General features: G+C 62.8%; 10 protein-coding genes. 8 read left to right on the top strand and 2 right to left on the bottom strand.

Annotated features, from left to right (window positions below; translation table 11 throughout):
• Nucleotides 1–243 precede the first annotated feature (243 nt).
• The 4 genes from M5B99_RS20240 to selO all read left to right on the top strand — a co-directional run bounded on the left by M5B99_RS20240 (nucleotide 244) and on the right by selO (nucleotide 8,841).
• Entirely contained in the window at nucleotides 244–2,046 is a 1,803-nt protein-coding gene (locus tag M5B99_RS20240; protein ID WP_248805695.1) for an acyl-CoA dehydrogenase, read from the top strand.
• A 103-nt stretch (nucleotides 2,047–2,149) separates the two neighbouring features.
• Complete coding sequence (locus M5B99_RS20245; protein WP_248805696.1) at nucleotides 2,150–3,892, top strand: potassium/proton antiporter; 1,743 nt, start codon at nucleotides 2,150–2,152, stop codon at nucleotides 3,890–3,892.
• A gap of 36 nt (nucleotides 3,893–3,928) precedes the next feature.
• Nucleotides 3,929–7,279: a mechanosensitive channel MscK gene (gene mscK / locus M5B99_RS20250; protein WP_248805697.1), complete on the top strand. Its 3,351-nt coding sequence runs from the start codon at nucleotides 3,929–3,931 to the stop codon at nucleotides 7,277–7,279.
• A gap of 98 nt (nucleotides 7,280–7,377) precedes the next feature.
• The gene (gene selO, locus M5B99_RS20255; protein ID WP_248805698.1) at nucleotides 7,378–8,841 is read left to right on the top strand and encodes a protein adenylyltransferase SelO; all 1,464 of its coding nucleotides are present in this window, start codon (nucleotides 7,378–7,380) and stop codon (nucleotides 8,839–8,841) included.
• A gap of 4 nt (nucleotides 8,842–8,845) precedes the next feature.
• Here selO and M5B99_RS20260 read toward each other — a convergent pair whose 3' ends face one another.
• Nucleotides 8,846–9,163, bottom strand: a complete 318-nt coding sequence (locus tag M5B99_RS20260; protein ID WP_318654582.1) for a type II toxin-antitoxin system PemK/MazF family toxin — start codon at nucleotides 9,161–9,163, stop codon at nucleotides 8,846–8,848.
• Between the two features lie 97 nt (nucleotides 9,164–9,260).
• Here M5B99_RS20260 and trxC point away from each other — a divergent pair, with 97 nt between their 5' ends.
• A complete protein-coding gene (trxC, locus tag M5B99_RS20265; RefSeq protein WP_248805700.1) occupies nucleotides 9,261–9,695 on the top strand; it encodes a thioredoxin TrxC in 435 nt (144 codons plus the stop codon).
• Between the two features lie 118 nt (nucleotides 9,696–9,813).
• Here the strand turns inward: trxC and M5B99_RS20270 are convergent, their stop codons facing one another.
• Nucleotides 9,814–10,587, bottom strand: coding sequence for a ParA family protein (locus tag M5B99_RS20270; RefSeq protein ID WP_248805701.1), 774 nt, complete (start codon nucleotides 10,585–10,587; stop codon nucleotides 9,814–9,816).
• A gap of 361 nt (nucleotides 10,588–10,948) precedes the next feature.
• Between M5B99_RS20270 and M5B99_RS20275 the strand changes: the two genes are divergently transcribed.
• The 3 genes from M5B99_RS20275 to M5B99_RS20285 are packed head-to-tail and all read left to right on the top strand — an operon-like array spanning nucleotide 10,949 to nucleotide 12,703.
• Complete coding sequence (locus M5B99_RS20275; RefSeq protein ID WP_248805702.1) at nucleotides 10,949–11,668, top strand: beta-ketoacyl synthase chain length factor; 720 nt, start codon at nucleotides 10,949–10,951, stop codon at nucleotides 11,666–11,668.
• Complete coding sequence (locus M5B99_RS20280) at nucleotides 11,644–12,462, top strand: lysophospholipid acyltransferase family protein (RefSeq protein WP_248805703.1); 819 nt, start codon at nucleotides 11,644–11,646, stop codon at nucleotides 12,460–12,462. Before M5B99_RS20275 ends, M5B99_RS20280 begins: the two co-directional genes overlap by 25 nt.
• On the top strand, nucleotides 12,431–12,703 hold the full coding sequence (locus M5B99_RS20285) for a phosphopantetheine-binding protein (protein WP_248795975.1): 273 nt from the start codon (nucleotides 12,431–12,433) through the stop codon (nucleotides 12,701–12,703). The genes M5B99_RS20280 and M5B99_RS20285 overlap by 32 nt, the downstream gene beginning before the upstream one ends.
• Nucleotides 12,704–12,709 lie beyond the last annotated feature (6 nt).

Here is a 12,709-nt window from a genome sequence, read left to right on the forward strand (position 1 = left end):
GGTGCTCGGCCACTCATCCGCGGCAAACAGTGCTCTGTGGGAGTTCTGCTCCCACAGGATTTTGTGTTCCCCCCCTCTCTCTGACACGACAGAAATCCTGTGGGAGCGGAGCTTGCCCGCGAAGAGGCCCGCCCAGACAACACACCTCCCTGAATTCTGCCCCTCCATCACCCACATCAATCTTGCTAGGCAGCGCTTATTCAGCCGCCTAGACTCGGCGCACTCCCCCACAGGTAGGCCGCCATGTCCGAGATGCTGCTCAGTTCCCGCAATCTGGCTTTCGAGCTGTACGAAGTCCTCGACGCCGAGGGCCTGACCCAGCGCGAGCGATTCGCCGAACACTCCCGGGAAACCTTCGACGCAGCCATCAACACCGCCCGTACCATCGCCGAAAAATTCTTCGCCCCGCACAACCGTAAGAACGACGAAAACGAACCGCGCTACGAAAACGGCGAAGCGATCCTGATCCCGGAAGTGAAACCAGCCGTCGACGCCTTCCTCGAAGCGGGCTTTCTCAACGCCGCGCGCAGCTTCGAAGCTGGCGGCATGCAACTGCCAACCCTGCTGTCCCAGGCCTGCTTCGCCCACTTCCAGTCAGCCAACGCCGCCTCGACCTCCTACCCGTTCCTGACCATGGGCGCGGCGAACCTGATCGAAAGCTTCGCCAGCGACGAGCAAAAGCAGCGTTTCCTGCAACCAATGATCGACGGCCGCTTCTTCGGCACCATGGCCCTGACCGAGCCCCACGCCGGCTCTTCGCTGTCCGATATCCGCACCCGTGCCGAACCGGCCGCCGACGGCAGTTACCGACTCAAGGGCAACAAAATCTTCATCTCCGGCGGCGACCACCCACTGTCGGAAAACATCGTGCACATGGTCCTGGCCAAGCTGCCGGATGCACCGCCCGGAGTGAAGGGCATTTCGCTGTTTATCGTACCCAAGTTCCTGGTCAACGACGACGGCAGCCTTGGCCCGCGCAACGACGTGCTGCTGGCCGGGCTGTTCCACAAGATGGGCTGGCGCGGCACCACCTCCACGGCGCTGAACTTCGGCGATAATGGGAATTGCGTCGGCTATCTGGTGGGCAAGCCGCACCAGGGTCTGAGCTACATGTTCCAGATGATGAACGAAGCGCGGATCGGCGTCGGCATGGGCGCGGTCATGCTCGGTTATGCCGGTTACCTGTATTCCCTGGAATACGCCCGGGAGCGTCCGCAGGGTCGCCTGCCCGACAGCAAGGACCCGACCACCGCGCCGGTTTCGATCATCCAGCATGCCGACGTCAAACGCATGCTGCTGACCCAGAAAGCCTACGTCGAAGGCGCCTTCGACCTCGGCCTGTACGCTGCACGGCTGTTCGATGACACCACCACACTGACCTCCGAGGCAGAGCGTCGGCAGGCCCATGAGCTGCTCGACCTGCTGACACCTATCGTCAAATCCTGGCCCTCGGAGTTCTGCCTCAAGGCCAACGAACTGGCGATCCAGATCCTCGGCGGCCACGGCTATACCCGCGAATACCCGGTGGAACAGTACTACCGCGACAATCGGCTGAACCCGATTCACGAAGGCACCCACGGCATCCAGTCCCTCGACCTGCTGGGGCGCAAGCTGGCGCAGAACGGCGGGGCCGGTTTGAAACAACTGATCCGACTGATCGCCGACACCGCGCAACGCGCCGCCGCCCATGCCTCCCTGGATGTCCTGCGCCAACCGCTGGAGGATCTGCTGGCGCGCCTGCAAGGCGTGACCATCGGGCTGCTGACCGACCTGGCCCAGGGCAAGGTCAACACCAGCCTCGCCAACTCGGCGCTGTACCTCAAGGCGTTCGGGCACACGGTCATCGGCTGGCGCTGGCTGGAACAGGCGGTGCGGGCCGAGGAAGGCCTGGCCAGGGGCAACCCGGCGGACCTGCCCTTCTACAAAGGCAAGCTGCAAGCCGCACGCTACTTCCTCACCTGGGAAGTTCCCGGCTGCCATCATGAGCTGGCCATTCTCGAAGCGCGTGACGATACCTGCCTGTCGATGCAGGACGCCTGGTTCTAAAGCTTTTTGACAGCGGTACATTTCAACAGGTTAGAATCGCTGGCACGCAGACTGCATGGTCAGTCTGCGCCCGGCCTTTGCAAGCTTTCCTGGAGTACTGCCTTTGAATGCGACGACCATCAACAGCCTGTTCTTGATCGGCGCGTTGCTGGTAAGCGCAAGTATCCTGGTGAGCTCGCTGTCCTCACGCCTCGGCATCCCGATCCTGGTGATCATCCTCGCGGTGGGCATGACCGCCGGCGTCGACGGCGGTGGCATCATCTTCGACAACTACCCCACCGCCTACCTGGTCGGCAACCTCGCCCTCGCCGTGATCCTGCTCGACGGCGGCCTGCGCACGCGGGTCGCGAGTTTCCGCGTGGCGCTCTGGCCGGCGCTGTCGCTGGCCACGGTCGGGGTGCTGATCACCACCGGTCTGACCGGCATGGCCGCCGCCTGGCTGTTCAACCTGAACATCATCCAGGGCCTGTTGATCGGCGCCATCGTCGGCTCCACCGACGCCGCCGCGGTATTCTCGCTGTTGGGCGGCAAAGGCCTGAATGAACGGGTCACCGCCAGCCTGGAAATCGAGTCTGGTAGTAACGACCCGATGGCGGTGTTCCTCACCGTAACCCTGATCGACATGCTCGCCAGCGGCCAGACCGGCCTGCACTGGAGCCTGCTCGGCCATCTGATTCGCGAATTCGGCATCGGCGGCATCATCGGCCTCGGTGGCGGCTGGCTGATGCTGCAATTGGTCAACCGCATCAACCTGGCCAACGGCCTGTACCCGATCCTGGTGATCAGTGGCGGCCTGGTGGTCTTCGCCCTGACCAATGCCCTGCACGGCAGCGGCTTCCTCGCCGTGTACCTGTGCGGCCTGGTGATCGGCAACCGCCCGGTACGCAGTCGTCACGGCATTCTGCACATGCTCGACGGCATGGCCTGGCTGGCGCAGATCGGCATGTTCCTGGTGCTGGGCCTGCTGGTCACGCCCCATGACCTGCTGCCCATCGCCCTGCCGGCCCTGGGCCTGGCATTGTGGATGATCCTGTTCGCCAGGCCGCTGTCGGTGCTGGTCGGCCTGTTGCCGTTCAAGGCCTTCCATGGCCGGGAAAAGGCATTCATTTCCTGGGTCGGCCTGCGCGGCGCGGTGCCGATCATTCTCGCGGTGTTCCCGCTGATGGCCGGCCTGCCCCATGCGCAGCTGTACTTCAACCTGGCGTTCTTTATCGTGCTGGTGTCGCTATTGGTGCAGGGCACCAGCCTGCCGTGGGTGGCAAAACTGCTGAAGGTCACGGTCCCGCCGGAGCCGGCCCCCATCTCCCGGGCTGCCCTGGAAGTGCATGTCACCAGTGAGTGGGAGTTGTTCGTCTATCGCCTGGGCGCTGAAAAATGGTGCATCGGCGCTGCCCTGCGTGAACTGAAAATGCCTGAAGGTACCCGTATCGCCGCGCTGTTCCGTGGTCAGCAACTGCTCCATCCGTCGGGTAGCACCACCCTGGAAGTCGATGACCTGCTCTGCGTGATCGGCCACGAACACAACCTCCCGGCCCTTGGCAAGCTGTTCAGCCAGGCGCCGCAGCGCGGGCTCGACCTACGCTTCTTCGGCGATTTCGTGCTCGAAGGTGACGCCCAACTGGGCGCGGTCTCGGCGCTCTACGGCCTGAAACTCGAAGGCGTCGACCCGAACACGCCCCTGGGCAGCTTCATCGCCCACAAGGTCGGCGGCGCGCCCGTCGTCGGCGACCAGGTGGAGTGGAACAACACCCTGTGGACTGTCGCGGTCATGGACGGGAACAAGATCGGCAAAGTCGGCGTCAGATTCCCCGAAGGAAGTCGCCCGGGTCCCGGTCTCTTCCTCTAAACTGCCCACTTTCTTCACGCTGCTTGACCGGTACTTATGTCTTCCTTGCGCACTTTTCTTGCCATAGCCCTGCTGGGCCTGAGTCTTTCCGTCGGCGCGTTGCAAGCGGCCGAACCGCCCACCCGTGCATCAGTCCAGCAAAGCCTGGACAAGATCGCCGACCGCAAGCTCGCCGACGCCGATCAAAAGGCCCTGCAGGCCGTGCTGCAGCAGACGCTGACCTGGATGTCGAACCAGGACGACTATGAAAAGCGCCTGGCTGCGACCAAGCAGCAAGTCGCCGATGCACCGCGCCAAACCGTTGAAAACCAGCGCGAACTGGCCCGCCTGAAGGTCACCAAGGTGATCCCGGTAGCCCAGCGTTATGCCAGCCAGTCGGTGTCGCAGCTGGAACAACTGCTGACCGAACGCGCCACCCAACAGGGCGACCTGCAAAAAGCCCTGGCCGATGCCAACAGCCTGATCATCACCGCCCAGACCCGCCCCGAGCGCGCGCAGTCGGAAATCAGCACCAGCCAGACACGCATCCAGCAGATCAACAGCATCCTCAAGCAGGGCAAGGACAACGGCAAAACCCTCAACGCCGACCAGCGCAACCAACTGAATGCCGAACTGGCCTCGATCAACGCGCTGATCCTGCTGCGTCGCCAGGAACTGGCCGGCAACAGCCAGTTGCAGGACCTGGGCAACAGCCAGCACGACCTGCTGATGGAAAAAACCGCGCGTCTGGAGCAGGAAATCCAGGACATGCAGTCACTGATCAACCAGAAGCGTCTGGCCCAGTCCCAGCAGACCGTCACCCAGCAATCCATCGAAGCGCAGAAGGCTGGCGACAGCAGCGTGCTGGCCACCGAAAGCGCCACCAACCTCAAGCTCTCCGACTATCTGCTCAAGAGCACCGACCGACTCAACGAGCTGACCCAGCAGAACCTGCAGACCAAACAGCAGCTCGACAGCGTGACCCAGAGCGACCAGGCCCTGGACGAGCAGATCAGCGTGCTCAAGGGCAGCCTGTTGCTGTCGAAGATTCTCTACAAGCAGAAACAGGCCTTGCCGCGCCTGCAGGTGGACAAGGACCTGGCCGATGAAATCGCCGATATCCGCCTCTACCAGTTCGAGGTCAACCAGCAGCGCGAGCTGATCAGCAGCCCGGCCACCTATGTCGACAAGCTGCTGGCGACCCAGCCGCCGGACCAGGTCAACGCACAACTGCGCAAGACCCTGCTGGACCTGGCGGTGACCCGCAGCGACCTGCTGGAGCGTCTGAACCGCGAACTGAGCGCCTTGCTCAACGAATCCATCACCCTGCAACTGAACCAGAAACAACTGCTCAGCACCGCTCAGAGCCTGCGTGCGACGCTGGACGAGCAGATGTTCTGGATCCCGAGCAACAAGCCACTGGACCTGGATTGGATCGCCGGCGTACCGACACGCTTGCAAAAACAGGTCATCAGCCTGCCCTGGGCCTCCAGCTTCAGTGAACTGACCGACGGCCTGGTGCAACGCCCGCTGCTGTTCCTGCCCTTGCTGCTGCTGATCGGTGCCCTGCTGTGGTGGCGCAAGTCGCTGTATGCGCGCCTGAGCAAAGTGCACAAGGACATTGGCCACTTCAAGCGTGATAGCCAGTGGCACACGCCGTTGGCGATCCTGGTCAACGTCGCCCTGGCGATGCCGATTACCCTGGCACTGGCCCTGTGCGGCTATGCCTTGCAGATCGACGCCCGCGGCCAGAACGCCAGCCTCGGTGCCGCGCTGCTGCAGATATCCCTGGCCTGGCTGGTGTTCTATACCGCCTATCGGATCCTCGCGCCAGGCGGCGTGGCCGAGCTGCATTTCCGCTGGGAAAAGCCTCAGGTCGAATTTCTCCAGGGCTGGATTCGTCGACTCGGCTTCGTGGTCCTGGCGCTGGTAGCCATCGTTTCCGTCGCCGAGCTACAGCCGGCCTCACTGGCCGACGACGTGCTCGGCATCGCCGTGGTCCTGACCTGCTACGGCCTGATGGCCTGGCTGCTCAGTCGCCTGCTACTGGGCACGCCGAACCACGGCAGCGCCTCGCTATTCCGCAAACTGGTCGGTGTGCTCTTCACCGCCATGCCCATCGCACTGTTTATCGCCGTGTGCTTCGGCTACTACTACACCGCCCTGAAACTCAGCGACCGACTGATCGAGACCCTCTACCTGCTGATGCTCTGGCTGGTGATCGAGGCGACCTTCGCCCGCGGCCTCGGGGTCGCGGCCCGGCGCCTGGCCTACCAGCGCGCCCTGAGCAAACGCCAGGCGGCCAAGGACGCCGGCGATGGTGAACTGCTGATCGAAGAGCCGACCCTGGACATCGAACAGGTCAACGAACAATCCATGCGCCTGATCCGCCTGGCCCTGCTCGGCGGCTTCGTGGCGGCGTTGTACTGGGTCTGGTCGGACCTGATCAGCGTGTTCTCCTACCTGGACAACATCACCCTCTACGAATACACCAGCGGCACCGGCGCGACCATGAGCATGGTGCCGATCAGCATCGGCAACGTCATCGGCGCGCTGGCGATCATCGGCATCACCTTCGCCCTGGCGCGCAACCTGCCGGGCCTGCTGGAAGTGCTGGTGCTGTCCAAGCTCGACCTGGCCCAGGGCAGCGCCTACGCCACCACCACCCTGCTCTCCTACGTGATCGCCGGTATCGGCTTCGTCTCGACCCTATCGACCCTCGGCGTGAGCTGGGACAAGTTGCAATGGCTGGTGGCGGCGCTGTCGGTGGGCCTGGGTTTCGGCATGCAGGAAATCTTCGCCAACTTCATCTCCGGCATCATGATCCTGTTCGAACGTCCGGTACGGATCGGCGACACCATCACCATCGGCACCCTGTCGGGCACGGTCAGCAAGATCCGTATCCGTGCCACCACCATCACCGACTTCGACCGCAAGGACATCATTGTCCCGAACAAGACCTTTATCACCGGGCAACTGATCAACTGGTCGCTGACCGACACTGTCACCCGCGTGACCCTCAAGCTCGGCGTGGACTACGGCTCGGATCTGGACCGGGTCAAGGAACTGCTGCTCAAGGCCGCCCGGGAGAACCCGCGGGTACTGAAGGAACCCGAGCCCCACGTGTACTTCCTGAACTTCGGCGAAAGCACCCTGGACCACGAACTGCGCATGCACGTGCGCGACCTGGGCGACCGCAACCCGGTGGTCGACGAAGTCAACCGCTTCATCAATCGTGAGTTCAAGAAAGAGCACATCAACATCTCGTTCCGGCAAATGGAGGTCTATCTCAAGAACCTGCAGGGCCAGGAATACAAGCTGGTGCCGGTGGAGGGTGAAACACCCGGGCCGGTGCCGACGACGCCGGCCAAGCCAGAGCAACTGCCGCCGCCGGACAAGCTCGACTGAGGCTGCACAAACGCGGCGTTCATGCCGTTTGCATGCAGCCACTGGTGTCTGCCGGCTAATCCCAGCAGAATACTCGGACATTCTGCTGGAGCCGGCCGTTGAAAGCCCTCGACGAACTGACCTTCGATAACCGCTTCGCCCGCCTGGGCGATGGGTTTTCCACTCATATCCTGCCCGAGCCCCTGGACAATCCGCGCCTGGTGGCGGTGAGTCCGGCGGCCTTGGCCCTGCTCGACCTGGACCCGGCCATTGCCGAAGAGCCGGTGTTCGCCGAGCTGTTCGGCGGGCACAAGCTCTGGGCCGAGGCCGAGCCTCGGGCGATGGTCTACTCGGGGCATCAGTTCGGCTCCTACAACCCGCGCCTCGGCGACGGTCGCGGGCTGCTGCTGGGCGAGGTCTACAACGCCGCGGGCGAGCATTGGGACCTGCACCTCAAGGGTGCCGGGCAAACGCCGTACTCACGCATGGGCGACGGCCGCGCGGTGTTGCGCTCGTCGATCCGCGAATTCCTCGCCTCCGAAGCCCTGCATGCCCTGGGAATTCCCAGCAGCCGCGCACTCTGCGTGATCGGCTCCGACACACCGGTCTGGCGCGAGAAACAGGAACGCGGCGCCATGGTCCTGCGCATGGCGCCCAGCCATGTGCGCTTCGGTCATTTCGAATACTTCTACTACACCAAGCAGCCGGAGCAGCAGAAGCAGCTCGGCGAGCACGTGCTGGCGCTGCACTTCCCCGAATGCCTGGAACAGCCGGAACCTTATCTGGCGATGTTCCGCGAGATCGTCGAGCGCAATGCCGAACTGATCGCCAAGTGGCAGGCCTACGGCTTCTGCCATGGCGTGATGAACACCGACAACATGTCGATTCTGGGCATCACCTTCGACTTCGGCCCGTTCGCCTTTCTCGATGATTTTGATGCGCACTTCATCTGCAACCACTCCGATGACCAGGGCCGCTATTCGTTCAGCAACCAGGTGCCGATCGGCCAGTGGAACCTAAGTGCGCTGGCCCAGGCCCTGACGCCGTTCATCAGTGTCGAGGCGCTGCGCGAGGCACTGGGCCTGTTCCTGCCGCTGTACCAGGCCCATTACCTCGACCTGATGCGCCGCCGCCTCGGCCTGACCAGCGCCGAAGACGACGACCTGAAGCTGGTGGAAAACCTGCTGCAGCTGATGCAGGCCGGCGGGGTCGACTACACCCTGTTCTTCCGCCGCCTGGGGAATGAGCCGGCCGCACTGTCTACCGCGCGGCTGCGCGATGACTTTATCGATATCAAGGGTTTCGACGCCTGGGCCGAGCGCTACAAGGCCCGGGTCGCCCGCGAAACGGATCAGGACGAGTCCCGGCGCAAAGCGCGGATGCACGCGGTCAACCCGCTGTATATCCTGCGCAACTACCTGGCGCAGAAAGCCATCGATGCGGCGGAGAGTGGCGATTATTCAGAGGTTCGGCAACTCCACGAGGTGCTGAGCAAACCGTTCGACGAGCAACCGGGCATGGAACGCTACGCCGAGCGGCCACCGGAGTGGGGCAAGCATCTGGAGATCAGTTGTTCGTCGTGAGGGCTCATGCCTCTGGCGCGATAGCGCTGACGACCCGGCAAACGATGTCCATCATGATGACATCGTCCAGCCGCTCTATGAACTTGGCGGAACCGTCTCGAACACGCTGTTCGATATCGAAACTGCGCACTTGATTGCAGACGGCGACGCCGGTGATTTCATGGCCGGTGACGATGACCGCCAAACCAGAGTTACGGGTAAACGAGCCACCACTGGTGATCGGAACGGTCATGCTGACACCCAGCACGTTGATCTCACGCGCAGTGATGACCACAAACCGCTGACGGTACGTCCTCTCATACTGGATTCGCGGGTCGAACACCGGCGGCTAAAAATCTGAGGGCATGCAACAAGGCTTGATAAAACCAACTCTCGGCTCCAGATAGAGAGCATTGGTCACTTCTCTGGAGCCCTCGCTCATGCCCGATCCCCTATTGATCCCCTGCCCCCACTGCAACGGCCTCAACCGCATCCCCGCCGAGCGCCTGGGCGACCAGCCGAAATGCGGGCGCTGCAAAGCTGCGGTCTTGCTGGACAAACCGTTCGAATTGAAACAGGGCGACTACGCCAGCCAGATCAAGGGCGACCTGCCATTGCTGGTGGATGTGTGGGCGGACTGGTGCGGGCCGTGCAAATCCTTTGCGCCGGTGTTCGAGCAGGCGGCGGCCCAGTTGGCCGGCAAGTGCCGCCTGGCCAAGCTCGACAGCGAGGCCAACCAGCAACTGTCGGCACAGCTGGGGATACGTTCGATTCCCAGCCTGATCCTGTTCAGAAATGGCCGGGAAGTGGCGCGCCAGAGCGGCGCCTTTCCCTTGCCACAGCTGATGGCCTGGCTGCGCAGCCAGGGCATCTGAGAGCCCCACGGCCACTGTCGGCTTGCCCGCGAAGCTTTTAGTGCCCTCACGGGCCTCTTCGCGAGCAAGCTCTGCTCCTACAGAGAGCGCACTCAGCCTTGGCGGGCGGGTATCGGGGTCAAGCGTTGTTTTCCAGCAGTGCGTGCAGCTCGACGAACTGCTGGGTCAGCTTGTGCCGCGGGTCGAAGTGGATCAGTGGCTTGCTGGCCTCGTGGGACTCGCGCATTTTCACCGAACTGGCCAGATACACCGGTAACACCGGCAATCCTTCGGCGATCAGGCTGTCGAGCATCTGCTGCGGCAGGCTCGCCCGGGCCTGGAACTGGTTGACCACGATCCCTTCCACTTGCAGACCTTCGTTATGGTCCTCCTTCAACTCTTCGATCTCAGCCAGCAAGCCATACAGCGCCTGACGGGAAAAGCTGTCGCAATCGAAGGGAATCAGCACGCGATCGGCGGCAATCAACGCCGATATCGCATAGAAGTTCAGCGCCGGCGGGGTATCCAGGTAAATCCGGTCGTAATCTTCCGACAACTCATCCAGCAGTTTGCGCAGCTTGTTGATCTTGTGCTTCGCCTCGAGCTTGGGCTGCAGATCAGCCAGCTCGGCCGTGGCCGTGATCACGTGCAGGTTGTCGAAGGGCGTCTCGTAGATATCCACCTGGTTTTTCTTCGAAAACGGCCCGGACGAGAGGATCTGCTTGAAGAAATCGGCGATGCCCATGGGAATGTCGTCGCCGGTGAGCCCGGTGAGGTATTGCGTGGAGTTGGCCTGGGCATCGAGGTCCACCAACAGGGTCCGATAGCCCTCGCTGGCGCTGACCGCCGCCAAGTTGCAGGCAATGCTCGATTTGCCGACCCCGCCTTTCTGATTGAACACCACACGCCGCATGACAAGACCTCCGTGTATCGATGGATCACCGAGTGTAGAGGGCTTGGCCGCTACCGCGCCACCTTGGCAGGGAGGGGATTACCTATCAGTTCGTCATAACATCACGAATTCAAGGTAATTCCCCTATAAATCACGAAATCGCTGACAGACGTATCAAAAAAACTACGAATAATAGCCAGTTGCTAGCTCACTCTTCGCATTTGGCAAATTTAATCGTGCAAAATGTGACCAAAAATTTGCTACAGGCCTTGTGCACCGGGATAATGCGCGCCACTCGGCCATCGCGCCACGCCAGGGTTGGTAGGGGTTCAGGGATCAACCATAGCGCTCAAGGAAGCCCGCAGGGGCGGGAAGACATTCAGTGATCAACTTCAACATCGCCCAATGGCGCGCCTGGGCCCCGGGCCTGGAAAGTGTGGACGACTGGCAGGCCTGGAGCCTCCAGCCCTGCGTGCCCGCGCCCAGCGATGCGGCACCGGATGTGTCCTTCCTCCCTGCCATGCAGCGCCGCCGCCTCAGTCGCCTGGCGCGCATGGCGTTCAGCGTTGGCTGGCCACTGGCCGAGGGGCACGCGCAACTGCCGCTGGTGTTCATCTCCCGCCATGGCGAAACCCCACGCACCTTCGAGATCCTCTGCGACCTGGCCGCAGATCAACCGCTGTCACCCACCCAGTTCAGCCTCTCGGTTCACAACGCGGTGATTGGCCTGTGGTCGATCCTGCGCGGAGAAACCAGCGAAATGACTGCCCTGGCCGCCAACGGCGACGGCCTCGAGCACGGCATGCTCGAAGCCGCCGCGCTGCTCGCCGAAGGCGCGCCGGCGGTGCTGCTGGTGATCACCGAAGAACAACCGCCCGAAGCCTACCGCCACTGGATCGACGACGTGCCGTTCCCCTACGCCCTCGGCCTGCTGCTGACCCCGGGCGACGAATGGCAACTGTCCCTCGAAAGCGGCACGGACGAACAGCGCCAGAGCGAGTGGCCCCATGCCCTCGATCTGTTGCGTACGCTGCTCGGCCAACACGCCTCCTGCCAACACCGATGGAAGACCCGGGTATGGAACTGGCAACGCCGCCCATGACCAAGCCCCGCGACGCCTATTACTGGCGCTTGCTGGCCACCGCCTTGAGCTTCGCCCTGTTCGGGCTGGGCGGCCTGTGCCTGCGCCTGGTGATATTACCCTTGCTCGGCTGCCTGCCGGGCGATGCCGAACGCCAGCGCCTGCGCGCACGACAAACGGTCAGCCGACTGTTCTGGCTGTTCATCCGTTTCATGGCCCGCACCGGCGTCCTGACCTACGAAGTCGAAGGCGCGGAAAAACTCGGTCGTCCCGGCCAGATGATCATCGCCAACCACCCGTCGCTGATCGACGTGGTGTTCCTGATCGGCCTGGTGCGCCATGCCAACTGCGTGGTCAAACAGAGTCTCTGGCAAAACCCCTTCACCCGCGGGCCGGTACGTTCCACCGAATACATCAGTAACGACGGCAGCCTGGACATGCTCGATGCCGCGGCCAGCGCCCTGCAAGACGGCCAGACCCTGATCGTTTTTCCCGAAGGCACCCGCACCACGCCGGGCACGGCACCCGCCTTTCATCGCGGCGCCGCCGCGATTGCCCTGCGGGGTGCGAGAATCATCACCCCGGTCGTGATCAAGGTCAGCCCCACCACCCTGACCAAGGCCGAACCCTGGTATCGCATTCCGCAACGCCGGGTGCACTTCAGTTTTCGGGTCGGCGCCGATATAGACCCACAAGGCTTTGCCGCGCAGGGCCCCGCGCCCCAGGCCTCGCGCAAACTAAACGATTATCTGCACCATTACTTCATTAAGGAGCTCGCCTCAGATGAGCGATCCAACCCCCGCCCTGCACCTTGAGATCAAAGAGCTGATCATTGAGGCCCTGGGCCTGGAAGACATCAGCGCGCAAGACATCGGCAACGAGCAAACCCTGTTCGGCGAAGGCCTGGGCCTGGATTCGGTGGATGCCCTCGAACTCGGCCTGGCGATCCAGAAGCGCTATGGCATCAAGATCGATGCGGACGCCAAGGACACCCGCGACCATTTCTCCAACGTGGCCAGCCTTGCGGCTTTCGTCACGGCAAAACAGGCAGCGTGAGGCCGT

The organism is Pseudomonas sp. MWU13-2100 (assembly GCF_023242365.1).
Lineage (GTDB): Bacteria > Pseudomonadota > Gammaproteobacteria > Pseudomonadales > Pseudomonadaceae > Aquipseudomonas.